At 62.7% G+C, this 25254-nt stretch carries 24 protein-coding genes, 1 tRNA gene and 1 pseudogene; 15 read left to right on the top strand and 11 right to left on the bottom strand.

Annotation, left to right across the window (positions count from 1 at the left end; translation table 11 throughout):
- Positions 1-573 (top strand): IS6 family transposase (locus A9D15_RS16285; RefSeq protein WP_082924151.1); only part of this gene is annotated, 573 nt, incomplete at its 5' end.
- Here the strand turns inward: A9D15_RS16285 and A9D15_RS11380 are convergent.
- The gene (locus tag A9D15_RS11380) at positions 485-1516 is read right to left on the bottom strand and encodes an SMP-30/gluconolactonase/LRE family protein (protein WP_066765121.1); all 1032 of its coding nucleotides are present in this window, start codon (positions 1514-1516) and stop codon (positions 485-487) included. The genes A9D15_RS16285 and A9D15_RS11380 overlap by 89 nt on opposite strands.
- 65 nt (positions 1517-1581) lie before the next feature.
- Here A9D15_RS11380 and A9D15_RS11385 point away from each other — a divergent pair, with 65 nt between their 5' ends.
- The 6 genes from A9D15_RS11385 (at position 1582) to A9D15_RS11410 (ending at position 7336) form a co-directional block, all read left to right on the top strand.
- Positions 1582-2292 carry a TetR/AcrR family transcriptional regulator gene (locus A9D15_RS11385; protein ID WP_066765123.1) on the top strand — a complete coding sequence of 237 codons (711 nt, stop codon included), beginning with the start codon at positions 1582-1584 and terminating at the stop codon, positions 2290-2292.
- Positions 2293-2468: 176 nt separating this feature from the next.
- Complete coding sequence (locus tag A9D15_RS11390; RefSeq protein ID WP_229660274.1) at positions 2469-3845, top strand: aromatic ring-hydroxylating oxygenase subunit alpha; 1377 nt, start codon at positions 2469-2471, stop codon at positions 3843-3845.
- Positions 3842-4336: a VOC family protein gene (locus tag A9D15_RS11395; RefSeq protein WP_066765126.1), complete on the top strand. Its 495-nt coding sequence runs from the start codon at positions 3842-3844 to the stop codon at positions 4334-4336. Before A9D15_RS11390 ends, A9D15_RS11395 begins: the two co-directional genes overlap by 4 nt.
- A 49-nt stretch (positions 4337-4385) precedes the next feature.
- The gene (locus A9D15_RS11400; protein WP_066765128.1) at positions 4386-5213 is read left to right on the top strand and encodes an SDR family NAD(P)-dependent oxidoreductase; all 828 of its coding nucleotides are present in this window, start codon (positions 4386-4388) and stop codon (positions 5211-5213) included.
- A 22-nt stretch (positions 5214-5235) separates the two neighbouring features.
- Positions 5236-6633: an aromatic ring-hydroxylating oxygenase subunit alpha gene (locus tag A9D15_RS11405; protein ID WP_066765130.1), complete on the top strand. Its 1398-nt coding sequence runs from the start codon at positions 5236-5238 to the stop codon at positions 6631-6633.
- A 250-nt stretch (positions 6634-6883) separates the two neighbouring features.
- A complete protein-coding gene (locus A9D15_RS11410) occupies positions 6884-7336 on the top strand; it encodes a tRNA (cytidine(34)-2'-O)-methyltransferase (protein ID WP_066765131.1) in 453 nt (150 codons plus the stop codon).
- A 181-nt stretch (positions 7337-7517) separates the two neighbouring features.
- Here the strand turns inward: A9D15_RS11410 and A9D15_RS11415 are convergent, their stop codons facing one another.
- Genes A9D15_RS11415 through A9D15_RS11425 form a run of 3 tightly spaced genes read right to left on the bottom strand, consistent with a single transcriptional unit; the run spans position 7518 to position 10944 of the window.
- Positions 7518-9140 carry a GMC family oxidoreductase gene (locus A9D15_RS11415; RefSeq protein WP_066765132.1) on the bottom strand — a complete coding sequence of 541 codons (1623 nt, stop codon included), beginning with the start codon at positions 9138-9140 and terminating at the stop codon, positions 7518-7520.
- Between the two features lie 8 nt (positions 9141-9148).
- Entirely contained in the window at positions 9149-9703 is a 555-nt protein-coding gene (locus A9D15_RS11420; protein WP_066765133.1) for a VOC family protein, read from the bottom strand.
- Positions 9704-9708: 5 nt separating this feature from the next.
- Positions 9709-10944, bottom strand: a complete 1236-nt coding sequence (locus A9D15_RS11425; protein WP_066765135.1) for an aromatic ring-hydroxylating oxygenase subunit alpha — start codon at positions 10942-10944, stop codon at positions 9709-9711.
- 250 nt (positions 10945-11194) lie between these two features.
- Between A9D15_RS11425 and A9D15_RS16970 the strand changes: the two genes are divergently transcribed.
- Together A9D15_RS16970 and A9D15_RS16975 are read left to right on the top strand one after the other, a co-directional pair.
- Positions 11195-12187, top strand: a complete 993-nt coding sequence (locus A9D15_RS16970; protein ID WP_066765136.1) for a TonB-dependent receptor — start codon at positions 11195-11197, stop codon at positions 12185-12187.
- Positions 12157-13485: a TonB-dependent receptor gene (locus A9D15_RS16975; protein ID WP_066765137.1), complete on the top strand. Its 1329-nt coding sequence runs from the start codon at positions 12157-12159 to the stop codon at positions 13483-13485. The genes A9D15_RS16970 and A9D15_RS16975 overlap by 31 nt, the downstream gene beginning before the upstream one ends.
- Positions 13486-13489: 4 nt before the next feature.
- Here A9D15_RS16975 and A9D15_RS11440 read toward each other — a convergent pair whose 3' ends face one another.
- Positions 13490-14212 carry a TetR/AcrR family transcriptional regulator gene (locus A9D15_RS11440; RefSeq protein WP_066765138.1) on the bottom strand — a complete coding sequence of 241 codons (723 nt, stop codon included), beginning with the start codon at positions 14210-14212 and terminating at the stop codon, positions 13490-13492.
- Positions 14213-14415: 203 nt separating this feature from the next.
- Between A9D15_RS11440 and A9D15_RS11445 the strand changes: the two genes are divergently transcribed.
- From A9D15_RS11445 to A9D15_RS16590, 3 genes and pseudogenes are all read left to right on the top strand, one after another.
- Positions 14416-15210 (top strand): SDR family NAD(P)-dependent oxidoreductase, encoded by a 795-nt coding sequence (locus tag A9D15_RS11445; RefSeq protein ID WP_172807521.1) that lies wholly within the window; start codon positions 14416-14418, stop codon positions 15208-15210.
- Between the two features lie 26 nt (positions 15211-15236).
- On the top strand, positions 15237-16259 hold the full coding sequence (locus tag A9D15_RS11450) for an MDR family NADP-dependent oxidoreductase (protein WP_066765142.1): 1023 nt from the start codon (positions 15237-15239) through the stop codon (positions 16257-16259).
- A 16-nt stretch (positions 16260-16275) separates the two neighbouring features.
- Positions 16276-16458, top strand: a pseudogene (locus tag A9D15_RS16590) (aromatic ring-hydroxylating oxygenase subunit alpha); the annotation flags it as partial.
- 18 nt (positions 16459-16476) lie between these two features.
- On the opposite strand, the gene A9D15_RS11455 reads toward A9D15_RS16590, so the two are convergent.
- The 5 genes from A9D15_RS11455 to A9D15_RS11475 all read right to left on the bottom strand — a co-directional run bounded on the left by A9D15_RS11455 (position 16477) and on the right by A9D15_RS11475 (position 20226).
- Positions 16477-17367, bottom strand: coding sequence for an HpcH/HpaI aldolase/citrate lyase family protein (locus A9D15_RS11455; protein ID WP_066765144.1), 891 nt, complete (start codon positions 17365-17367; stop codon positions 16477-16479).
- On the bottom strand, positions 17364-17822 hold the full coding sequence (locus A9D15_RS11460) for a MaoC family dehydratase (RefSeq protein WP_066765146.1): 459 nt from the start codon (positions 17820-17822) through the stop codon (positions 17364-17366). The genes A9D15_RS11455 and A9D15_RS11460 overlap by 4 nt, the downstream gene beginning before the upstream one ends.
- A 95-nt stretch (positions 17823-17917) precedes the next feature.
- Positions 17918-17993 (bottom strand) — tRNA-Thr (locus A9D15_RS11465).
- 26 nt (positions 17994-18019) lie between these two features.
- Positions 18020-18943 carry a hypothetical protein gene (locus tag A9D15_RS11470; RefSeq protein WP_066765147.1) on the bottom strand — a complete coding sequence of 308 codons (924 nt, stop codon included), beginning with the start codon at positions 18941-18943 and terminating at the stop codon, positions 18020-18022.
- A complete protein-coding gene (locus tag A9D15_RS11475; RefSeq protein WP_066765149.1) occupies positions 18907-20226 on the bottom strand; it encodes a replication-associated recombination protein A in 1320 nt (439 codons plus the stop codon). The genes A9D15_RS11470 and A9D15_RS11475 overlap by 37 nt, the downstream gene beginning before the upstream one ends.
- Before the next feature lie 145 nt (positions 20227-20371).
- Here A9D15_RS11475 and A9D15_RS11480 point away from each other — a divergent pair, with 145 nt between their 5' ends.
- Positions 20372-20830, top strand: coding sequence for a hypothetical protein (locus A9D15_RS11480; protein ID WP_066765150.1), 459 nt, complete (start codon positions 20372-20374; stop codon positions 20828-20830).
- Between the two features lie 12 nt (positions 20831-20842).
- Here the strand turns inward: A9D15_RS11480 and A9D15_RS11485 are convergent, their stop codons facing one another.
- Complete coding sequence (locus A9D15_RS11485; protein WP_066765151.1) at positions 20843-22030, bottom strand: glycosyltransferase family 4 protein; 1188 nt, start codon at positions 22028-22030, stop codon at positions 20843-20845.
- Between the two features lie 198 nt (positions 22031-22228).
- Between A9D15_RS11485 and A9D15_RS11490 the strand changes: the two genes are divergently transcribed.
- Both A9D15_RS11490 and gspD read left to right on the top strand, forming a co-directional pair.
- Entirely contained in the window at positions 22229-23089 is an 861-nt protein-coding gene (locus tag A9D15_RS11490; RefSeq protein WP_082924442.1) for a type II secretion system protein N, read from the top strand.
- Positions 23086-25251: a type II secretion system secretin GspD gene (gspD, locus tag A9D15_RS11495; protein ID WP_066765153.1), complete on the top strand. Its 2166-nt coding sequence runs from the start codon at positions 23086-23088 to the stop codon at positions 25249-25251. Before A9D15_RS11490 ends, gspD begins: the two co-directional genes overlap by 4 nt.
- Positions 25252-25254: the final 3 nt, after the last annotated feature.

The raw sequence follows: 25254 nt of genomic DNA on the forward strand, positions 1-25254 counted from the left end.
ATTTGCCATGAGACGGTTCGGATGTGGTGGAACCGGTTCGGTCCGATGTTCGCCGCGGATATTCCTATGCAACGTGTCAGCCGAATGAAGGGCTCAAGGCATTGGCGCTGGCACCTCGACGAGGTCTTCGTGAAGATCAACGGTGAGCGACATTACCTCTGGCGCGCCGTCGATCACGAAGGTGAAGTGCTGGAGAGCTTCGTCACGAAGAGACGGGACAAGGCTGCGGCTCTGGAGTTCATGAAGAAGGCGCTGAAGCGGCACGGAAGAGCTGAGACAATCGTCACGGATGGGATGCGTTCGTACCCTGCTGCTATGCGGGAACTTGGAAATCTTGAACGCCGCGAGATGGGAAGGTGGTTCAACAATCGCGCCGAGAATTCACACCTGCCATTCCGACGAAGAGAGCGAGCGATGCAGCGATTTCGGCGAATGAAGTCCCTCCAGAAATTCGCCTCGGTTCATGCCTCTTTTCACAACCACTTCAATTCCGAACGCCACCTCGTCGATCGACAGACCTATAAGACCCGCCGCTCGGCCGCTTTGGCCGAGTGGCAGAAGCTCGTGGGCTAAGACCTGCTGCTTCCAGGGATCGCCGCGTCATTCTGAGACGAGTTGCGGTTAGACTGACACCACCCAGAAAGTCGAGCGACGTCGGCGCGCCGCACAGGCCTTCGACGTCCAGGTTTATCGCAATGACCCCGCCCTTGGCGGGCGCGTCGGCGTTGCCTCCGGTCGAGACATAGAGGCGGCGCGGGTCGACGCAGTCGAACGCAAGGCTGACGAGGTGGGGAAAGCCGTAGCTCTGCTCGCTCAGCTGCTCGCCATCGGGGGACAGTCGCACGAGAGTGCCGCTGGCCCAGCAGGCGACCCAAAGGCATCCATCTGCGTCAAGGGCAAGTCCGTCGCTATCTTCCAGCGGAGCGAGGAGCGTGCCGTCACCGGGCAATCCGTCGCTTCCGACGGGATAGCGCCAGATGCCCTTGCTGGTTTCCGAATGATAGAGCCAGCGCCCGCACGGGCTGAGCGCGATGCCGTTGGTGGCAAAGACGTCACGCCGCAGGATCGTTATCTTGCCCTCTGCGCTCATGTGAAAGAATTGCCCGGGTTGGGGCGTTTCGCCGCGTGCCAGGATGGCGTCGAAGTCGATCGTTCCGGCAAAGAAACCGCCCCTGCCGTCGCCTTCCATGTCGTTCACGGCGACGATGGGCTTGTCCTCCAACGTGTCGAGCACCGTCTTCACCGCACCCGTTCCGGGGTCCAGCGCGACGATGCCGCCTTTACCGCTGCACAGCACTTTTCCCGATCGATCGAACACAATGCCGCCGACCCACAGGCGACCGGGCAACATCGTCTCGACCGCTTCGCCTATCCGCTTGCGATACACGCCGCCGCCGGTGAGGTCGCTGAACCAGACATCGCCTTCGGGGGAGACGCGCGGCGCCTCGACGAATTCGAACCCTTCTACCACAGCTTCGTGCACATCCTTCTCCATCATCTTCTTGTCGCTCTTCATGTCCGCACGGATCGTTTCTCGCCACCATGCTGGCAAATTGCGGGCAGCGCAGCTAACGCCATGATGTGACCATCCACCGCGACCCGAGCGCCGCTTTCGGCACCATTCCGTTCGAAGCCGACCCCATCCGCTGGATGGAGAACAGCGATGTGTTCGAAAAACCGCGTCAGCAGCGCAGTCGCGACGCGCTTGGCCGGATCATCGTCGCCGCGCTCAGGCTGTTTTCCGAAAGCGGTTTCGACGCGACCCGCGTGGCAGACGTCGCGGCAGAGGCCGAAGTGCCCGTGGGTACCGTCTACAAGCACTTTGCCGACAAGGACGCGCTGCTCGCCGCCATTGTCGAAGGATACCGCAGTTGCCGGATGCGCGAGATTGGGGAGCTTTGCACCTCGGAAGCGGCGCTGGCAGCCACGCCGCGCGAACTTGTGGAGTTGCACCTCGATATCGTGTTCAGCGCCTTTACGCTGGATTCGGGCCTGCTGCGCCTGATCGAGCGGCGCCGGCTGGAGGACCCCGGCACGCATCAAGACCAAAGTGCGGCGAACGAGATCGTGGCGGGGCTGATCGCCGACAGGCTGGTCGAAAAACTGCCGGACCGCGATCCTGATGAGCTTCGCCAGCAAGTCCATTATGCCCATTCGATCATTCGTGGCGCGGTCGTCTGGTCGGAACTGCCCGCTGGCGGTGAGATGGGGCAGGGGCTGAAAGTCACCGACATGGAATTCGCGCGCCAGGCGTTGCTGATGGCGCTGCGCTATCTGCGCATACCCGAATGACCGGCGGCACCTGATCGGGCAGCGCCACGCGGCGCGCACACCCACCCGCGCCGGGGCAGCACATGCCCGGGGCAATTTACGGTCTTGACCCATGATGGTCGTTGGATCATCCTTTCAAAAAATGAACATGACGTCATATTCACATTTAGTATGGCTTAGGCGAGAGGATCTGGTCAATGATCGATGTGCAGCAGCTGATGCGAGAACGCTATCCCGGTAACACGTGGGCCGATGTCGCCACGCGCGACGGAAATCTGCCGCCAGTTCTGGCTGAACAAAGCAATCCTGCGCAGGATCTTGGCGACATTCCGTTCGCGCGATACATCGACCAGTCCTTTTTCGAGCGCGAGTTCGAGCAGGTATGGAAGCGCGTATGGCAATTTGCCTGCCGCGACGAACATCTGGCCGAGCCGGGCGACTTCTTCGTCTACGACATAGGCCGCCTGTCGGCCGTGATCGTGCGGACCGAGGCCGGACTGAAGGCTTTCTACAATTCATGCCTTCACCGGGGCACGAAGCTGAAGCCGTCCGGGTCGTGCGGATGGTCGTCGGACATCACCTGTCCGTTCCATAACTGGCAGTGGAACCTTGATGGATCACTGAAATCCATCCCATGTGACTTCGAATTTCCCCAACTTGACCGGACCAAAGCCGGGCTTGCCGAACTGCGCGTCGAAAGCTGGAACGGCATGGTCTTCGTGAACTTCGATGCCGACGCTGCCCCGCTTGAGGACTATCTGGAAGTCCTGCCAGAGCATTTCCGCAACTGGGACCTTCGCGGATGGTACGTGGCGACCCACGTGCGCAAGCATCTGCCCGGCAACTGGAAAGTGGCGATGGAGGCTTTCATGGAAGCCTATCACACGCCTTACGTGCATCCTGAAATGACCAACGTCGTCGGCGATCACAACATGCAGCACGACATCTTCTCACGCCACGTCAGCCGCGATCTGTGCGCGATGGGGACGGCCAGTCCCACCGCGCGGGTAAGCATGAGCGAGCAGGAACTGCTCGACATGATGCTGGTTGGCGACGGCAAGGTGGTTGGCGATCGCGCGACCGTGCCCGAAGGCAAGACGGCCCGCTGGGTCATGGCGGAGCAACTGCGCGAGCGGATGAAGGCCGAGTTCGATCTCGACTATTCGGGCCATTCGGTTCCGGAAATGATAGATTCCATCAAGTATCACGTCTTTCCGAACGTCATGATCTACCCCGCGCCGGGCCTGTGCCTTGTCCAGCAGTTCCGTCCCGACGGGCATGACCGCGACCGCGCGATATTCGATCAGTACGTGCTTCATCCAAGGCCGCGCGACGGCAATTTCGAAGTCGCCGACGTAGAGGTTATCGGCGAGGACGAGGAATTCGCCAGCCTTGAAAGCATGGACCCGTTCCTGGCCAGCGTGCTGGACCAGGACACCGATATCATGCGCGCCCAGCGCGAGGGGATGTACGCCAGCGGCAAGGGTGCCGAGACTCTGTCGATCTACCAGGAATCGCGCATCCGGCATTTCCACCGGACGCTTGGCGAATACATGGAAGGAACATCGGCATGAGCATACCGATCAGGGGGGTGCACCATGTCGGCATGAGCGTGCCTGACATTGCGATCGCACGGCGTTTCTACATCGACCTGCTGGGTGCGGAGGAGATCAGCGCTGCCGACTGGGAAGCGGGCAATCCGTGGATCGATGCCATCGTCGGCCTAAAGGATTCAGCGGCAAAGACCTTCATCGCGCGGCTGAAAAACGTGCAGATCGAATGCTTCGAATATACCAGCCCGCGATCGCCCGACATGGATCCGGCCCGTCCGGTAAACCGGTTCGGATATACCCACGTCGGGTTCGAGGTGGACGATATCCAGGCGACATACGACCGGATGATCGAGGCGGGCCTGACGTTTCACACGCCGCCTGATCTGAGCACCATCGTCACTGATGGCGATGGCCGGAAATCGGGGTTTGCCGCCACGTATGGCCGCGACTTCTTTGGCAACGTGTTCGAAATCCTGGAAATCCACGACAACGACATGATCAAGCCCAACTGAACAAGGGGGCGGGCGTCGCGCGTACAAGAAAAGACAAGGAGAGGCCCCTGTGGATCTGGAGCTTAAAGGCAAGAAAGTAATCGTAAGCGCTGCGACCCGCGGCATCGGTCGCAAAATCGTCGAGGCGTTTCTTGATGAAGGGGCGATCGTATCGTTCTGCGGACGGCGGGCGAGAGGCGAACAAGGCAACCCCAGCGACAAGAGCGTCTTTGCCAATCCCCTCAGCGGTGACGGGGTCGAAGACGCGCTGGAGGCTCTGTCCGACCGGGGCGAAGTCTACGGTTCGGTCGTCGACTGCGGCTATTTCGAACAGGTGACCGACTGGGTCGAGAAAGCCGCCGCCCAGATGGGCGGAATCGACATCGTCGTATCCAACGCCAGCGCGCTGGGCGGCACACCGCGCAGCCGCAAGGGGTGGGACATCAATTACAACGTCGACCTGATGTCGGCGGTCGCCATGTTCGACACCGCGCTCCCGCATCTCAGGAAATCGGGACAGGGCGCGTTCGTTCAGATGTCGACAATCACCGCGATCGAGAACCATGCGTTCGGCGAAGCCGGTCTCAGTTACGGGGCGATGAAGGCCGCGCTCATCAACTATACGCACCAGCTTGCCATCGATTACATGAAGGACGGAATCCGCTGTAACTGCGTCGGTCCGGGGCCGGTCTATATCGAGGACGGAAGCTGGGGCTTCCTTGAAAAGGAAATGCCCGAATATTTCGCCGCCAATCGCGACAAGCATCCCGCAGGAAGGTTCGGCAGGCCGGAGGAGATCGCCGATGCGGTCCTGTTCCTGTCCTCTGCGCGGGCATCATGGATCACGGGCGTGAACCTGACCGTCGACGGCGGCTTCACGCGCAACGTCAAGTATTGAGAGCGGGGCAAAGAGCATCGTCATGGACCTGAAATCGCAGGACGCCGATTGGGGCGAGGATCGCAGCGAGGGCATCAGCTGGGCCGAGCTGATGAAGACTGATTCCCGCACGCCACCAGCCGCGCTGACCGAGGAAAGCTACGCCTATCGCGGGTCGGATCCGATCCCGGCAAGCCGCTATACCAGCGAGGAATTCGCGCGGCTTGAGCGCGAGAAGATGTGGCCCCATGTCTGGCAATTCGCCGCGCGCGAGGAAGACCTGCCCGAACCGGGCGACTTCGTCGTCTATGAAAACGTCGGCCGATCTTTCATCGTTTCGCGGCAGGACGACGGATCGGTCCGGGCCATGCACAACGTTTGCCTGCATCGAGGCCGCAAGCTGCGGACCGAGGACGGCCATGCCGAGCGTTTCACGTGCCCCTTCCACGCCTTCACATGGGAAAAGGACGGTTCCTTCGATCACGCGCCGTGCCAGTGGGATTTCCCGCATCTTGCCGACAGGAACATGGACCTGCCCGAAGCCGAAGTGGGCCGGTGGGGCGGATATATCTTCCTGCGTGAGGAGAAGGGCGGGCCCAGCCTCGAGGAATACCTTGCCCCGCTGCCAGAACATTTCAAGCGATGGCGGCACGAGGAATGCGTGACCGTGATGCGTGTCGCCAAGGAAGTCGCCGCCAACTGGAAAGTGACGATGGAGGCTTTCATGGAAGCCTGGCACACCGTCGTTACCCATCCCCAGTTGTTGCCGTTCACCGGCGATTGCAATGCGGCCTACTGGACCTGGGGCGACAACGTGAATGCCAACTTCACGCCCTTCGGCGTGACCAGCCCCCACATTACCGAGGGCAAGGGCGAGCAGTGGATCGTCGACGAGTTCGTGAAATTCAATGGCCGCAGCGCCGACAACTACGAACAGAACGCCGACCCGATGGCGATCACCGTGCCCGAAGGGATGACCGCGCGGCAGGCATTGGGCGCGCAGATGCGCAAGCTTTATACCGAGCAGACAGGATACGATCACGAAGACGCGACGGACGCGGAACTGCTCGACGGGCTGGTCTACAACGTCTTTCCCAACTTCGCGCCCTGGGCCGGCTTCATGCCGAACATCGTCTATCGCTGGTTCCCCGGAAAAACGCCCGATACCTGCGTCATGGAAGTGCGTATCCTCGCCCGCGTGAAAAAGGGTGAGCCCATGCCGCACGGCGCGCCGCTGAAATTCCTGACGATCGACCAGAAGTGGACCGAGGCACCAGAACTTGGCGTGCTGGCCGACGTGTTCGAACAGGACATGGACAACCTGCCTTATGTGCAGGAAGGCCTGCATTGTTCGAAGAACGGTGAAGTGCAATTGGGCAACTACCAAGAAATCCGCATCCGCCATTTCCACGATACCATGATGGGTTATCTGGACCGCTGACCGGGCAGCCGAACAGCAGCTTTTCCGAAAGTTCGGCGGCAGGCGGAGCGTCCACTACAGGCCCAGTCGGCCGGTTTTGGCATAACACGCCGCGTTGGGACGGCGGGGGCTGTTCGTCCCTCGCAGGTAGCCGCGATAGAAAATCATCCGCCTGCAAATACCGGGATGTGCGGGAGTGACTACCCATCGACCTACGGGCTAGCGATGCTCTGATCTTGCATCGCTCTTCTTCCAGCGCCAATCAGTCTGAATGCGGATAGCTTTGTTCGAACCCGAAATCGCCGGCAACGTCGGAGCCGTTCTGCGGCTCGGCGCTTGTATGGGGGCGTCTGTCGACCTGATCGAGCCGATGGGCTTTGCGTGGGATGATCGCCGGGTGCGCCGGGTCGCCATGGACTACATCGATCATGTCGCAATTGTGCGGCACGCTGGATTTGAAGCCTTCCGCGATACGGTCGCCACGCAAAGGCTGGTGCTTTTTACGACGAAGGCGACGCAATCGGCCTATGATTTCCAGTTCCAGGCGGATGATGTGCTGCTTTTTGGAAAGGAAAGTGGCGGCGTGCCACAGACGGTCGCGCAAGCGTGTGATGCGCGCGTGCGTATCCCATCGAAGCCGGAGGTACGCTCGTTCAACCTTGCCATGTCTGCGGCACTCGCGCTTGGCGAAGCTCTGCGCCAGACCGCCACACTGCCCGGCTGACAGGCCCCGTCAGGCGTTGCAGGGCAGCGCGCCCAAGTGTGCTCTTTCCAGAGGCCGCCATTATCGTAGCGTTCGGGAAGAACTTCCAGCCTTCACTTTGGCGCGAGTCCCCCTTCATCAACTGCGCGACCATCCGGATCGATGGCGGCCTACAAGCCCTGATCGCCGCCAGCCTCTCGCCTCAAGGCCTGTCTTCCAGGATCAGACGTGAGGCGACAAGGCCGATCGCCATGGCCGGAGCATTCGTGTTGCCGGTCACATGGCCAGGGATGACCGAACAATCGACGACGCGGACCCCTTCGACGCCGCGCACTTTCAGGCGCGGGTCGGTGACGGCGGCATCGTCGCTGCCCATGCGGCAGGTGCCGATCGCGTGCAGTCCGCACTGGGCATAGCGCCGGAACGCCGACAGGATTGCCTCGTCGCTTTCGACCTCGCGGCCGGGTAGAACCTCTTTACCCCGCATGGAACCGATCGGTTCGGCATCCATGTAAGCTCGCATCCTGCGGACCAGTGCGACGGCGCTCTTGCGGTCGAACTCGGTCGTCAGGAAGTTCGGTCTGATATCGGGCGCGTCACCTGTGTCCGGTCCGGTAATGGCAATGCTGCCCTCACTCGTCAGGCGCAGCAGTTGGCCGTAGATCGTGATACCGGGTCGCCTGTCGATCTGGTCGAGCGGGACGGGATTATTCTCGTCCCCGACCGCGAAAGTATATCCGCCAAGATAGAACTGCGCGTCGGTCCGCCCGTCGGGATGGTGGACATTGCAGAACGCGCCGACTTCGAACGGCCCGGTCGCCATGATCCCCGATCCGGTCAGCAGGTAACGGGCCATCGCGCCGGCAAGGCCGAGGCCATAGAAGCTCTTGTGCGAACCGCGACCCTTTTCGAGCCTGTAGGGCATCGAGATCGAGAGATGCTCGATCATGCGTTCGCCGACGTTCGGCGAATGGGCGACGGTTTCGACGCCTGCCTTTTGCAGCGTATCGCCATCCCCGATGCCCGAGCGTTGCAGGATCAGCGGACTTTCCAGCGCGCCGGCAGAAACGATGACTTCGCCGCGGCAAGCGAAAGTGCGAGCCTCGCCATCGACGGCCGCTTCCACGCCGACTGCGCGCTTGCCCTCGAAGACGATGCGCTTGGCGAGCGCGCCGGTGACGACTTCGAGGTTCGCACGTCCCCGCGCAGGGTCGAGGAACGTGACGGCGGCGCTCTGCCGCTTACCGCGCTTGATGTTGTGGCTGTAGAGCCCGACGCGAGGGCCGGTCGCGCCGTTGAGATCCGATACACGCGTCAAACCAAGGGTCTCGCCCGCCTCGATCATGCGTTCGACCAGCGGGTAGGTGTAGATGGCAGGATCGACATGGACAGGCCCGCCCGAACCGCGCAGCTCCGACGCGCCCGCCGCGTGGTCTTCGAGTTCGCGGAACGCGGCTGTCATCGTCGCGCCGTTCCATCCGGTCGCGCCCTGTTCCTGTTCCCAGGCGTCGTAGTCCGCCGGTTCACCCCGGCTCCAGATCATGCCGTTTACCGAGGACGAGCCGCCAAGGCCCTTGCCCCTGATCCAGAACTCCCCGCCCTTTGCGCCTTCTTCGCGCGGTTGGTCGACGTTGTAGCGCCAGACCTTCTTGGGGTTCGTGACCAGCTTGGCGACGCCTTTGGGCATACGGTTCCAGAACCCGTTGCCACCGCCCGCTTCCAGCAAGAGCACGCGCGACTTGCCGTCCGCGCTCAATCGTTCGGCCACCACGCAGCCGGAGGAGCCGGCACCGATGACGATGTAATCGAAGGCGTCGCCTTGCATGGTCTGATTCAAAGCAGTGGGGCCCGTTTGTAGAATGAGAGGTCTTCCATTTCGTAAGTCGCCGGATCGCCTTCCTTGCGCGCTTCGTGCAGTCGCTTCCAATGCGCGAACAGGCCCATGATGTGGGGCGGATCGCCGTGGATTTCGGTGAAGCCGCCGTTCAGCGAGCGGGTGTCGAAATAGGCGGCGTTGACTTCGTCGGCGTAAAGCTCGGTCGCCAGTTCGTAACCCATGTCGAGCCAGCGTTGCCGTTCTGCAGCGAAGTCGGTGACGAGGTAGGCGATGTGGTGAAAGCCTTCGCCGCCGTCCGGATACATGTCGCGGTAGATCGAATTCTTGTCGTCGTGCTGTTCGATGAACTGGATCATCTGGTCGCCGAGATAGCCGAATGCGTAAGAGACGTCGGCCTCCTCCTTCGTGCCGCGATAGGTGAACTCGTCGCAGTGGTGGTGGCGCACCATGCAGAACGGACCCGCGCCAAGCGTGTCGGACCATTTTTGCGCAGCTTCATCGATGCTTTTGACGAAATAGGCTTGCTGGAACAGCGGTTGGGTCTTGCTCATCTCTGTTACTCCGCCGCCTCGTCCATCGGTTGTTCGGTATAGGGTTCGAGCAACTGCTCAACCGCCAGACCTTCGGGGATGTTCTCCTTCCCGATCAGGCGGTCGACTTCCTCGTGGAACCAATAGATCCGGCGTTCCTGATAGTTCACGAGCATTCCGGTAAAGCCGCCCGATTCCAGGCTTTTCTGGATGGGCCCGAGGTTCATCATGTCTTCTTCGAGCACAGCATCGAAGATCGGCAGGAAGCGGTTCCAGAATTCGGGAATGTCTCCTTCCCCCCAGTCGGGCGCGACATAGATCGCCTGCATCGTGCACTTGTCCTTTCCCTTCGGCCAGAACAGCAGGACCGGAAAGCCTGTCGGCTCGACCGGCGAGATCAGGTTCGGGAAGGACATGTATGCGACGTTGTTGAAGCGGTAGAGATCGGGCATCGTCGCGATGTCGGGCGCGCCTTCGAATTCGACGAAGTTCAGCCCTTCGTTCATCTTCTTGCGCACCGCCATGCGCGAATGGCCACGCTCCATCAGGCCCATCGCCGCGGCCTTGCTGTCCAGCATGATGCCCGCATTCGTCGGATGGATCGTGTTGATGTGATAAACTTCGAGGAAGGCATCCATCGCGACCTTCCAGTTGCAGTTCATCTCGTAGTCCTGCGTGTGGATTGTGCGCAGCTTTTCCATGCCGACGCAGGCCAGCTCGTCCACTAGCGGGCCGAGATATTCCTCAAGCGACACGGCATCGCGATCGAGGTTCACGAAGACCCAGCCAGCCCAGGTTTCGCACCGGGCCTCAATCAACCCGCGATCGGCCTTGTTGAGACAGGGAAAGTCGCGTTCGTCGGGCACGCCCTTCAACGCTCCGTCGAGGCCATAGGACCACGAATGGTACTGGCAGCGCAGAAGTTTCGTATTGCCTGCATCATCACGCACGACGGGCGCGCCACGGTGGCGGCAGGTGTTGTAGAAGGCGCGCAGCTTTTCGTCGCGCCCGCGGATCAGCAGCAGCGGAACGCCTAACCGTTCCCACAGGCGATAGTCGCCGACATCGCGCAGGTCTTCCTCGCGCCCGGCGCAGACCCACGACTTGCGAAGGACATGCTCATTCTCGAGCTCGAAGAATTCGTCGCTGGTGTAACGGCCGCCGGGAAGCTCGGGGAGTGGCGGAAAATCGGGGCGAGGACCGGAACGCGCGGCTTCGAACGCGATGACCTTTTCCACGTCTTCGTAAATGCTCTCGGTCATTTCCCTCTCCTCAATCCGCGAGTCGGGCGCGGAATTTTATCGCTGAAAACAAATGATATTTTCATTCGTATTTGGCTCAAGTCGATATGATGGCCGGTCTGTGGTCCACTATCCGAAGTGATAGATTCTGCCCCGCAGCGATTGCTAGATCAGGGTTATGTAACTAAACCACGTTGCAGTTCTCTCGCAAGCCGATCCCAAAAATAGGGAAGGTTCGCAGGTTCAGGGGGGACTAAAATGGGAGAGGGCAATGCAATCGACTTTATACCCGAAGTGCGTCCTGCGCGGTCTTGCCACCACGACCGCGATTGCCGCGATAGCCTGGGCGACGCCCGGGCTGGCGCAGGAAAGTGAAGATCCCCCCGCAGCGGATGAACAGGTCGCTGCCAATCCCAATGCCATCATCGTCACCGCCAGGCGGCGTTCCGAAACATTGCAGAGCACGCCGGTCGCCATCACCGCGATCCAGCCCGCCATGCTGGAGGCAAAGGGCACGCTGGACATTGGCGACCTTCAGGGCACCGCGCCCAACCTGCTGATCACGCAGCAGCCGACCGGTTCGGCCACGGCCAACATCTCGATCCGCGGCATCGCCTTTGCCGACGTGGAAAAGAGCTTCGACCCTGCCGTCGGCATCTATGTCGACGGGGTCTATATCGGCACATCGACGGGCCAGTACCTCGACTTCTTCGACATCGATTCCATCGAAGTCCTGCGCGGGCCGCAGGGCACTCTGTTCGGGCGCAACACGATCGCGGGCGTCATCAGCATCCGCCGCACGAAGCCGACGATGGAGCTGGGCGCCAAGGTCGAATCGACCGTCGGCAGCTTCGGCACATGGGGCCTGCGCGGCGTCGTGAACCTGCCGATCATCGAAGGCGAGCTGGGCGTGAAGTTCTTCGAATTTCACCAGCAGACCGACGGCTACATGCGCGACGGCTTTACCGGACAGCGCCTGAACAGCTCCAACTCCGAGAATTTCGGCATGGCGGTCCGCTACAACCCGTCGGCCACTTTCGACGCGACCCTGACGCTGGAGCGGCAGGACCAGACGTCCAAGCCATACTTTGCCTCTGCCATGGTGCCGGGCGACGTGTTCTGCGGCTTCGTGCCCCCCGGCGCTTGCGGCGGGAACATGACCGACGATCTCTACACCGCCTACAAGGTTGCCGAGCATACCGGCTCTACAAGGCCGATGCGGTCACACTGGACATGGAACTGGGGCTGGGTGCGGTCACGGTGAACTCGATCACCTCGTATCGTGACAGCGACGAGAACTTCTACGCCGACTTCGGCACGGCAGGCCTGTTCATCGCGCAGCGTCCGCAGACTTACGAGCAGTTCAGCCAGGAACTGCGCTTTGCCGGCGATCTGTTTTCCGGCTTCGACTATGTCGCGGGCCTCTACTATTTCGAGAGCGACTACGAGCTCGACCAGTCGACGTTCGTGTTCGGTGCGCCTGCCGGCGGCATCGGCGTCATCGGCCATTCGGAAAGCTATGCTGCGTTCGTCGACTTCAACTGGGAAGTTTTCGAAAACGTGCGCCTGTCGGGCGGCGGCCGCTACACCAAGGATAAGAAGGACTACGAGTTCCCGCTGATCCTGTCGGACAGCGTCAAGAAAAGCTGGAGCAAGTTCACGCCCAAGCTGACCGTCGACTGGCGGCCCACGCCCGACATGATGCTCTATGGCACATGGTCGCGCGGGTATCGTTCGGGCGGCTTCAGTGGCCGTGCGGGTACGCCGTTCTCTGCCCAGACACCCTATGATCCCGAAACGGTCGACAGCTTCGAACTCGGTGCCAAGACCGGATGGCTGAACGGACGCGGGACGTTCAACATTGCGGGCTTCTACACCGACTACAAGAACATCCAGCAGAGCACCGTCATCACCGCCGACAACGCGCAAGGCAACGAGACGATCGTGGTCAACGCCGCCGGTGCCAAGATCAAGGGTGTCGAGATGGACATGTCGTTCGAGCCGGTCGACGGCCTGAACTTCAGTGCGGCGGTCGGTTATACCGATGCGAAGTTCAACGGCTTCATCATCGGTCAGCCGATCACGCGCGCCGACGGCACGATCTTCCTGCAGCAGCTCGATTATTCGGACGTCGATCCGATCTTCGCGCCGAAGTGGACGCTTTCGCTGAACGGGTCCTACACGATCTCGGTAGGCGAGGCGGATGTCACGCTGTCGGCAGGCTATCGCTATCTGGCCGAATACGACCAGCAGATCGCGCCCGACCCCGCGCTTTACGGGGCGCTTCTGGCGCAGGACTTCTCGGCAACGCCCTTCGTGGTGCCGCAGAACGATCCGCGTGTCCGGTCGGATGCGCAGAACCTGCTCGACGCGTCGATTTCGGCGCAAGTGCCAATGAACGACAGCGGGGCCAAGGCGAACTTCAGCCTGTTCGTACGCAACCTGCTGGACGATCGCGGGCCGTCATTCGCCTTCGCCGTCGCGGCCTATCCGAACCTCTGGCACTACGGCGTCCCGCGGGAGCCGCGCTTCTGGGGCGCTTCGGCCGGGTTCGAATTCTAGGCGCTCAGGCTTGTGCTTCGCCTTCTCCTCCTGTGGAGGCGAAGCACAACTGGTCCTGAAGCTGCCGGATTTCCTCCACCAGGTCCTTGCGGACAGAGGCCTTGGCCAGCGGCGTCATGATGCGCAGCACGCTGAGCCGGGCGAAGGAGGGGTAGCTGTCATCATCGATGTTGCCGCCCGCCCACATGTTCTGGACCGCGACCTGATCGAGCATGATCGAGCGGGCGGTGAAATCGATGTCGACCCACGGTTGGATCTGCCGCTCGTTTTTCATGCGCACGATCGCATCGCGGTGCAGCCTTTCGAAGAAGGACGTCAGGTGAAATTCCTCCGCCGACTTGACCAGCATCGGGGCCAGTGCGCGCGAAAGGGCGGGGGTGTGCAGCACGGCATCGCAAGTGAGGTCCACCGACCGCAGCAACCTGTCGAGCCCGCTTCCGGCCAGTTCCTCGCTGAACAGCTCGACAAGATCGTCGAGGCGCAGCGCGACGGCCTGCGCGACCAGTCCCTGCTTGCTGCCATAGATGTCGTAGATCGTCTTCTTGCTGACCCCGCCCGCCGCGGCAAGTTGGTCGACGGTCACCGCCTCGTACCCGCGCTCTGCCACTAGATCGAGCGTCGAGAGCATCATCTTGGCGCGGCGCATGAGCCGGTTGTTGCTGAGTTTTCGGCCCAGCCGGTCGGTCGCGGTCTTCCCAATTTTTTGAGCGACTTTTGCGTCCGCCATCAAACAAGCACCTTAAAATCAGGTATATAAAATAATTTATCGTCAATACCGGGCATCTCATCATGCTTTTGCGGCATTTGCCCGAACCTAAATTAAACTACAACATAGGATAGTATTGTGCTGCTAATCCACTAGCCTAGCGTAGTGCAGCAAGACAAGGCTCGCCGACACAAAACCGGGCCGGAAACAGGAGATGGATGGGCATGAAGAGACAGGCTCTCAAGGACAAGGTCGCAATAGTCACGGGTGCCGGTCGCGGCATCGGGCGGGCCATTGCGCTGGCCTATGGGCGGGAAGGTGCGAAAGTCGTCGTGGCATCGCGCACGCAGTCCACGGTCGATGACGTGGCGAAGGAAATCAACGATGCCGGCGGCACGGCGATCGGCGTTGCCTGCGATGTCGGCCACCGCGATGAAGTCTTCGCCTGCGTCGAAAAGGCGGTCGAGGCATTCGGTACCGTCAACATCGTCGTCAACAACGCGCAAGGTTTCGGGACGGAAGCCGATCCCCAGCCTTCGACCGTGTTCGTCGCCTGCGAGGATACCGACGAGGTCGAGTGGGAATATACTTTCCGCACCGGCGCTACGGCCAGCCTGTGGTTCATGAAGGCTGCGTTTCCGCACATGAAGACGTCTGGCTATGGCCGCGTCATCAATTTCGCATCGAGTTCGGGCCAGATCGGGTTCGAAGGCAACACCTGTTATAACGCCACGAAAGAGGCGATCCGTTCGCTTTCCCGCACCGCTGCGCGCGAGTGGGGGCAGTACGGGATTACCGTCAACATCATCAATCCCGCGCTGGAAACGCGCGCTTTCGACAAGTGGAAGGCCGCGCGTCCCGAATTCGTCGAGGCATTGAAGGACAAGATCCCGATGCGTCGTCTGGGCGAGCCGGAACGCGATGCAGGGCCGCTGGCTGTCTTCATCGCAAGCGAGGGGGCAAGCTACATCACCGGCCAGACCTTCATGCTCGAAGGCGGGATGCACACGCTGCCCTGAAGATACCGGGCCCCGAGGATAACGAGATGAGCAACACCAACCGCGCATGGCGCGTCGGCCAGCCCAATGACGATACCGTAGGGGGAATGGCCCTTGTGAGGGGGCACTTCGAACGGTCGGAGGCGGACAAGCCGTCTCCGGGCGAAGGGCAACTGGTCGTAAAGGCCGAGTATTTCTCGCCAGATGCAATGAACCACGCATGGGTGCGCGGTATGCCGGGCAAGTTCGACCCGCTGGCCCCGGGCACGATCATGCGCGGCGGTGTTGCAGGCACCGTGGTGGAAAGCCGAAATCCCGCGTTTCCCGAAGGGACGCGGGTAACCGGCTTCCTCGACTGGGCAGATTATTCGCTGTCCGATGCCACGGACCACATGGGCGTGCCTCTGCAGGTCATTCCCGAGGGGATCGAGACGCACAGCGGCCTCGTCACACTGGGCATGAGCGGCGTTTGCGCGTGGCTGGGCCTGTTCCATTTCAGCCACCCCAAGCCCGGCGACGATATCCTCGTGTCCGGTGCCTCGGGGGCCATCGGCTCGATTGTCGGGCAGCTCGTCCCGCTGGTCGGCGGGCGCGCCATCGGAATTGCGGGCGGGCCAGAGAAATGTGCGGCCGCTCTCGACGCAGGCTTCCACGCGATGGTCGATTACAAGGCGCCCGATCTCGTCGGCCAGATTGCCGAGGCATGCCCCGACGGTGTGAACATCTTCTTCGACAATGTCGGCGGAGACCTGTTGAGCAGCGCGCTCGTCAATATGGCGCATTTTTCGCAGATTATGATCTGCGGCGGCACCGCGCATTACGGCGCGCACCCGGCGCCGATCTACAACCACATCCACCTTGCCATGCAGTCGGTGAACATGCGCGGCTTCTTTTATTTCGACCACGTCGACTTGTGGGGCGAGGCGCGGGCGCGGCTGGGCGAATTCCTGAAAAGCGGCCGCATGCGTGAGTGGATGGACATCGCCGAAGGTTTCGACGCCACGCCCGATGCGGCGCTTGCAGGTTTCAGCGGGGGGACGAAGGGGCGAAAGCTGGTGCGGCTGAATTGACCGCACCCGCGTCCGGATCGACCAGAAATGGACCGAGATGCTGGGCGAAGTGTTCGATCAGGACATGGAGAACCTGCCTGGAGTGCAAGAGGGGCTGCACGCGTCGAAAACGGGCGAGGTCAACCTCGCGAACTACCAGGAAATCCGCATCCGGCAGTTTCAGGACACGCTGGGCAAGTGCGTATGCGGCGCGGACTGAGTGACGAGCCGCCCCAGATCAGCCATGCGCCTCGGCCAGCGCGATCACGCGCTGCGCCTGCTTCAGGTGCGGGATGTCGAGCATCTTGCCGTCCAGCCCCAACGTGCCTGCATCGGGATTCTCGGCAAACAGCTGCACCACGCGGCGGGCGAAATCGACCTCGTCGGCAGAGGGCAGGAAAGCATTGTTGATGATCTCGACTTGCGCGGGATGGATGGCGAGTCGGCCCGAGAACCCTTCGGTGCGGGCGGCGTGGCTGCTGGCGTGAAGGCCGTCTTCGTCGCGGAAGTCGGCGTGGAGCGTTTCCACCGCCTCGACCCCTGCGGCATGCGCGCCCAGAAGGCAGAGCGAGCGAACCATGCGATAGGTCATCGCCCATTCGCCCGACGCGTCGCGGTTGGTGCTTGCGCCCAGCGCCGCGCTCAGGTCCTCCGCGCCCCAGGTGAGGCCGTAGAGCCGTTCCTGCGCGACCTTGGCGTAGTCTCCCAACGCGAAGGGGGCCGATGCCGTCTCGGTCGCCACGGGCAGGATCCTGGTAGAGCCCTTCGGGATGCCGCAACGGATCTCCAGCGCGTCGAGGTAGTGGCCAAGCTGGACCGTATCGGCCGGGCCCAGCGCCTTGGGCAGCATGATGCCGTCGGGCGCAGCTTCGATCACGGCGGCCAGATCGTCCAGAACTTGCGCGGAATCGAGGGGGTTCACCCGGACCCAGAGCTGCGCCTTGCGCCGCCCACGCGGACGGTCTGCGAGGACCGAACGGGTAAGCTCGCGAGCAGCTTCCTTGCGCGACGGCGCAACCGAATCCTCAAGGTCGATGATGAAGGCGTCGGCAGGCGCGGCGTCCAGCTTGCCGAGCTTTTTCTCGCTGTCGCCGGGGACGAACAGGAAGGACCGGATCGGCGCGCTCATGCGTCCACCGGTTTCTTGTGCTGAAGCCCTGAACGCTTGCATGAGGCGACCAGTTCGTCGTTCTGGTTGAAGGCCTTGTGCAGGAACGTGACGATCCCGGCGTTGGGGCGGGACTTCGATTCGCGCAGGTCGATCACTTCGGTCGTCACGCGCACGGTATCGCCGTGGAACAGCGGCGCGGGGAAACGCACTTCGTCCCAGCCAAGGTTCGCGATCGCGGTGCCCAGCGTCGTTTCATTCACCGAGATGCCGACCATCAGGCCCAGCGTGAAACAGGAATTGACCAGCCGCTGCCCATAGGGCGTGCCCTTCATGTACTCCTCGTCGAGGTGAAGCTGCGCGGGGTTGTGGGTCATCGTCGTGAACAGGACGTTGTCGGTTTCCGTCACTGTCCGCCTGATGGGATGTTCGAATACCATTCCGACTTCGAGTTCGTCGAACCACTTGCCTGCCACGAAACGTCCTTTCCTGTCCTGCCAGCCGAATTAGCACGCCGGACGGACATGTCTAATCGTATGCAGGTAAAAACGGATCGGGGAGGAGGGATGCCTGGTGCCGGCTGCAGGATTCGAACCCGCGGCCTGATGATTACAAATCAACTGCTCTACCAACTGAGCTAAGCCGGCCCGAGGCATCGGTGCGCTCCTCTGCACTAGGGCGCGCCGAACGTCCAGCCCTCCGTTTCAGCAATTTTTTCGGTCAGGGCGGTAGGGGACCAGAGTTCAGGTCTTTTCGCTGCATTGCGCAGCCACGCGGCTGTCAGAAGCGCGTCGGACGCATGATCGCTGACGGGGCCGCTTCTGCCGATGGAAGGGGAGCCGAGGGCTTCGAGAGCCGCGTCGAGGTCGCCCATGTCGCGGATCTTGCTCCGCCCCGCCGCGCGCGCCGCGCTAATGGCGCTGATCGCGGTATAGATCTCGACGATGGCGCTGCCCGTCGGAGGCAGGGGATCGATGGGCCAGACGGGGACCCTGCCGTCCAGCCGGTGCAGCACGCGCATTCCCGTCAGGCTCGACTTCCCGACTTGCGCCGCGCCGACGAGGTTGAAGTTCGAATAGGGTTTGCAACCCAGCGCTTCCTGCGCGCGTTCGGTCACGCGGAAGCGTCCGCGCCTGCTGTCGGTATCGGGGGCGTGGAACCGGTCGCCCTCGCGCCCGCCGTGCCGCCGGTAATAGCGCGAGAGTTCGGGGTGGTCGACGAAGCTGGAGGCGGAGAGATGCTCGTCCTTGGCGCATATCTCGTCGATCATTCGCCACAGCGATTTGGCGTCGCGCGGGCTTTCGTTCCAACCGGGAAAAAATGCACCGCAGTCGGCAAACGGCAGCGAGATCCCGAGGTCCATTCCGACGAGCGTATCGTCCGACAGGTCTTCCTTCAGCAAAACCAGAACGTCGGCCCGCGACCATGTGCGATCGGGTTCGACCAGCACCGGCGGTCCGCCTGCGGCCACGGCGATGGCAATCGCGATGCCTTTCTGCCGCGGGCCCGCAGCGCCCGACCAGTCGATGGCGACGAAGTGCCGGAAGTCGGGCGGGCGGGTCAGCCCTGCCGCTCTCGCCGCTTCTTCTCCCACCATTCCATCCTCTCGATCACCTGCCGCTCGAACCCGCGCGGGACGGGGTGGTAGTACTCGGTCCGCTCCATCCCTTCGGGCCAGTAGTTCGCGCCCGAAAAGCCGCCCTCGGCATCGTGGTCGTAGGCATAGTCCTTGCCGTAGCCCAAGTTCTTCATCAGCTTCGTCGGCGCGTTCAGGATGTTCTGCGGGGGCGACAGACTGCCGGTTTCGCGTGCACTTTTCCACGCCGCCTTCTGCGCCTTGTAGGCCGCGTTCGACTTGGGCGCGGTGGCGCAATAGAGGCAGGCCTGCACGATGGCGAGCTCGCCTTCGGGGCTTCCCAGAAATTCGTAGGCGTCCTTGGCCGCAAGGCACTGGACCAACGCCTGCGGATCGGCAAGGCCGATGTCCTCGCTGGCAAAGCGGACCAGACGGCGCAAGACGTAAAGCGGTTCCTCCCCCGCCGTCAGCATCCGCGCCATCCAGTATAGCGCAGCCTGCGGGTCGGACCCGCGCAGCGACTTGTGAAGCGCGGAAATCAGGTTGTAGTGCCCGTCGCGGTCCTTGTCATAGACCGCCAGTCGCCGCTGCAGGAACTTGCGCAGGCCATCGGTGTCGAGCGGGCTGTCGATCTTTGCCGCATAAAGCGTTTCGGCCTGATTGAGCAGGAAGCGCCCGTCGCCATCGGCACTGGCGACAAGCGCTGTGCGCGCATCGGCGTCCAGCGGAAGCGCGCCTGCGAGGTCCTCTGCACGGTCCAGCAACTGGTCCAAGGCGGCTTCGTCCAGTCGCTCGAGCACCAGGACTTGCGCCCGCGAAAGCAGCGCGGCGTTAAGGGCAAAGCTGGGGTTTTCCGTCGTCGCGCCGACAAGCGTGACCGTGCCGCGCTCCACAAACGGCAAAAACCCGTCCTGCTGCGCGCGGTTGAAACGGTGGATCTCGTCCACGAAGAGCAGCGTACGTTGCCCGGCGGCCTGAGCCTTCTCGGCCTCGGCAAAGGCTCTCTTCAGGTCGGCGACACCGGAAAATACCGCGCTGACGGCGGCGAAGCGCATGCCGACGCTGTCGGCCAGAAGGCGCGCGATGCTGGTCTTGCCGGTGCCGGGCGGTCCCCACAGGATCATGCTGGTGAGGCGGCCCGCGGCGACCATGCGCCCAATCGTGCCTTCCGGTCCCGTCAGGTGATCCTGCCCGACGACATCGGCCAGCGTGCGCGGACGCAGGCGATCGGCCAGCGGCGCGTCCTCGCCCGGTTCGGACTGGGTACTGGGCGGGGGTGCATCGGATTCGAAAAGGTCGGTCATTGCTGCTGCCAATCTAGGCGCGGCTTTGCAGAATGCGAGAGTGCGCCGGATTGCGGGTGTGGGAAACGCGGGGACACCCGGTTTGCTTGTTGGTACGCTTGTCGATACCCTCGCCGGCGAGGGATCGAGGAGGGGATTACGGACAATGACCGCATCCGATCGAGTAAAGACGCCGACCAGATTCTGGATCGTCGCATTCCTGAGCCTGCTGTGGAACGCTTTTGGCGCCAATGACTACGTCCAGACGCAGATTGGCAACCGTTCTTACATCGAAGGCATGACGCAAGGGACGGGGCTGACCGTCGACCAGCTCATGGACTACTACACCGGCTTCCCCGCGTGGATGGACGCGGCCTGGGCGCTGGGCGTGTGGGGATCGCTTGCGGGCTCGGTCCTGCTGCTGCTGCGCAGCCGGTTCGCGCTCCACGCTTTCCTGATCTCGCTCGTCGGGCTGGTCTTTACCACCGCGTGGACGATTGCCAGCCCCATGCCGGGTCAGGCATCGATGATGGTGCCGATGATCTTCACGGTTGTCATCTTCGCCGTGCTTTTCGCGCTGATCTGGTATTCGCGCCGGATGTACGCGAAGCGCGTGATTGCCTAGTCGTGTTCAGGCCTAGCCGCGCTCTTCCAGCAATCGCTGATAAGTATCGGCGACTGCCTGGTTGATCGTGTCCCATGCGAAATCGCGGGCGCGCATCTCGCCCGCCTTGCCATGCGCGCGGGCGAGCGCGGGATCGGTGAGGTAGGCTTCGAGCGCATCGGCGAAGGCGGTGACGTCGCCCGGCCTTACCAGGGCGCCCGACACGCCATCTGCGACGAGGCTCTCGCTGCCCGTGGCCGCCGCGGCAACGACCGGCAGTTCGCAGGCCATGGCCTCCAGCGTGACATTGCCGAACGTCTCGGTGATGGAGGGGTTGAAGAGCATGTCCATGCTGGCAACCGCGCGGCCGAGGTCAGCGCCGCTCTGGTGCCCGACGAAGACGCCGCCAGGCAAATTCTCTTCGAACCAGCTGCGCGCCGGGCCTTCGCCGATCACCAGCACGCGGTGCGCGACGCCGCGCTCGCGCAGCCTGGCGATTGTCGCGGCAAAGACGTCGAGGCCCTTTTCCATGACGAGCCGGCCCAGGAAGCCGACCACCTTCTCGTCGTTCGCGATGCCGAGCGACTTGCGCCACTCCATGTCGCGGGCACCGGGGTGGAAAACGTCGCGGTCCACACCGCGTGTCCAGAGCGAGACGTCGTCGTTCATCCCCTGCTCCTTCAACACGCGGACCATCGATTCCGACGGCGCGACCAAGGCATCGCAGCGGTTGTAGAACCGGCGCAGCATCTTCACGACCAGCGGTTCGAGAAAGGCCATGTTGTAATAGCGCGGGTAAGTCTCGAACCGGGTGTGGACCGAGGCGAGCACCGCGACATCACGATCGCGCGCCCAAGAAACCGCACGGTGGCCGACGACGTCGGGGCTGGCGACGTGGACGATGTTCGGAGCAAATTCTTCGAGATTGGCGCGAACTGCTGGCGAAAGCGCAAGCGGGAAACGGTATTCCGCGCGGCCCGGAATCGCGAAGGACGGCACGCTTATCAGCGGTCCGGTCGCCTCGAACGCAGGTTTGTCGACCGTCGGCGAATAAGTTCGCACGTCCGCGCCCTGGCGCAGCAGATATCCGACAAGGCGGTTCAGCGCCTGGTTCGCCCCGTCGCGGACGTAGTTGTAGTTTCCGCTGAACAGCGCGACGCGCAGACCCTGAAGGGGCGCATCGCTGGCGGCTTCCGTGGTCGAGGCGGCAGTTTGCGACATGGCGATGCGCCTTAGCTTTCGCCGCGCGATTTGGCGAGGGGGTCGGTCACAATATGCAGCGTCAGCACTCTTTTGACATAAATGTGTCAAATCTTTGAGACATGGCGACTTGCGCGGCCCATAGTCGTGCGCGGGATTCGCGCGGTTGTACCGGCCGGGCAGGGGTCATAAACCACTGGCGTAAAACAGACGGGTGGAATGAAGAACTTGCGATTCGTTCGCGGCGATGGCGGTGGACGGCGGCTTGCGCTGCCGGGACTGCACGATGTGCTCTGGTGGCTGCTGGCCGTCGGCATCGTCGTTGCGGGTGTGCAGCTTGTCTGGATGGTGCTTGCTCCTGTCAGCCCGCTTGGCGACTGGAAACCGGCACGCGTCCGCCTGATGGACGAAGGTGCAAGGTCGGCCCTGATGACGGGTTTCGATCCCTTCAACCGCGATATCGCCGTGGTCGCAGGACCGTCACGAGCGGCGACCATCACTGACCTGCCGCTCACGCTCTACGGCATCCGCGTCAATCCGTACTCTGGCGGCGGCACCGCCATCATTGCCGGGCAGGACGGGGAGCAGCAGGTCTACCGCATCGGCGAAGAAGTCATGCCCGGAGTGACTCTTGCCGCCGTGGCGTTCGACCATGTTTCGCTGGGCCGGGGCGGGGCATCGGAACTGCTCTATCTCGACCAGTCGAAACCTGCGCCCACCGTTGCTTCCACAGCGCTCGGTAATCCGGTCGCTCCTCCGCCCCCGTCCGCACCGCCTCCACCACCTGTGGCTGCGCGCGGAACGGGCCAGATCGGGGCTGGCGACTTGCGAGAGGGCATATCCTTTGGCGGCAATGCCGATGGCGGGGGCGTCACGCTCAATCCCGGTGGCGACGGATCGGTCTTTGCAGGTGCGGGGCTTCGTGCCGGCGATGTGCTGGTCTCGGTCAACGGCCAGAAGATTTCGGGCCAGCAGGATCTGGCCGGTTTTGCCCGGCAGGTTCGCCCCGGTTCCAATGTTTCCATGACCGTGCGGCGCGGTGGACGCGATGTGCCGGTCAAGATCACGGTGTCCAAATGAAGTCTTTCGTGCGCAAGTTTTCCGTCGGCCTGATGGCAGCCTCGCTGCTTTCGCTGTCCGCGCCGCAGGCCGCCTTCGCGCAATATGCGCTGAACGTGCGCGATGCCGACATCCGCGCTTTCGTTGCCGATGCGGCGCAAGTCACGGGCCGCACCTTCATCGTCGACGGGCGCGTGAACGGGAAGATCTCGGTCGTCACCGAACGCCCGCTTTCGCGCAGCGAGTATTTCGAGGTGTTTCTTGCCACGCTGCGCGCCAACGGTCTTGTCGCCATCCCCATCGGCAACGGCGCCTTCCGCATCCAGCCTGCCGCCAATGCCGCCTCGCAGCCCTCGCGGCTCGGCAGCGCGGGCGCGCCTTCGAACGCGCTGGTCACCGAAGTCATCCGTCTCGGCTCGGTCGAGGCATCACAGGCGGTCGAAACGCTGCGCCCGCTGGTAAGCCAGGAAGGCTCGATCACCGCGAACCAGTCGGCAAACTCGCTCGTCGTCGTCGACTATGCCGACAATCTGCGCCGCATCCGCGCTCTGGTGAAGCAGATCGACCGCGACACTTCGAGCACCGAGATGATCGGCCTCAACCACGCAGGCGCGCGCGAGATCGCCGCCGCGCTGACCCAACTCGTGCCGCAGGGCGCGCAGGGCGGAGCGCTGGCCAGTGTGGTCGCGGTCGACAGCTCGAACTCGCTGCTGCTGCGCGGGGAGCGCGATACGCTGAACAAGCTGTCCGCGATGGCCCGCGAACTCGACGAACGCGCCGCCAGCGGGTCGGAGATCAAGGTCCTCTGGCTCGACTATGCCGATGCCGCGACGATGGTGCCGATGCTCGAAATGCTGGTCGGCGGATCGGGCAGCGCGGGGCTTCCCGCGGCCAGCAGCACGGTCACGGCCACCACCGGCGGCGGCGATGATGCCAGCATCGGTTCGGGCCTCGGCAATCGCCAGCTGACGGGCGGTGCGGCCGGCAACGGCTCGATCGGCGGCGGCGCCATCGAACTGGCAGGCGGGCGCGGCACCGCGATCATCACGCGCTATCCGGGCGCGAACGCCATCGTCATTTCCGCGCCGGTCGATATCCAGCGCCGCCTTGCAGAACTGGTCCGCCAGCTCGACATCCGTCAGGACCAGGTCCTGGTCGAGGCTATTATCGTCGAGGTTTCGGAAAGCGTGGCGAAGGAACTGGGCGTCCAGTTCCTGATAGGCGGCGAGGACATGCCCTTCGCCGTAACCAACTTCTCCAACGTCGCGCCCAACATCATCGACCTTGCCGGCGGCCTGATCGCCGATGCCGTCGATGCCGATACCACGACGGTCAGCGATGGTGTGGTTGTCACGACGTCAAGCTCGGGCACCGGCGACCTGCTGCGCGAGAATGCGGCGCAGGCGGCTCTGGGGGCCAGCGGGGGATACCTTGGCGGCTATACCTCGATCGGCAACAACCGCTATCTGGGCGCGCTGATCAACGCGATCCAGTCCGATTCCAATTCGAACATCCTCTCGACGCCGCATATCACGACGAACGACAACGTTCCGGCCTCGATCCTGTTCGGCCAGGAAATCCCGGTTTCGACCGGAGAGGCGCTTTCGGGCAATTTCGACAACGCCTTCCGTACGATCCAGCGCCAGAACGTCGGCATCGAGCTTGACGTCACCCCGCAGATCAACGCGAGCGATCAGGTGCGCCTCGACCTCAGGCAGGAAGTCAGTTCGATCGCAGGGCCGGTGTCCAACGATTTCAACGAACTCATCATCAACAAGCGCGAGATCAAGACGACCGTCACGGTCGGCGACCGCGAGATTCTGGTGCTGGGCGGCCTGCTCGACGATAACGAGCGGCGCACGATCCAGAAGATCCCGCTGTTGAGCGACATTCCGATCATCGGCGAACTGTTCAAGTCGCGAGGCAAGAGCCATGCGAAGACGAACCTCATGGTCTTCATCCGCCCGACGATCCTGCGCAGCGCAGCCGACCGCCAGGAAGTTACCGCGCGCCGTTATGGCGTGATCCGCGACGCGCAGCAGGCGTTTTCGCCCGATCGCGAACCTTCGATCGACGAACTGGTCATCGACTACCTCGGCGCGGCCCCGCCGCAGATGCCGAACCGCCCCGACGACGTGATCATCACGCCTGCCGATGAATCCGGTGCAGGGGCCGCGCAGTAAGCC

Origin of the sequence: Croceicoccus pelagius (genome assembly GCF_001661915.1) — a bacterium.
Lineage (GTDB): Bacteria > Pseudomonadota > Alphaproteobacteria > Sphingomonadales > Sphingomonadaceae > Croceicoccus > Croceicoccus pelagius.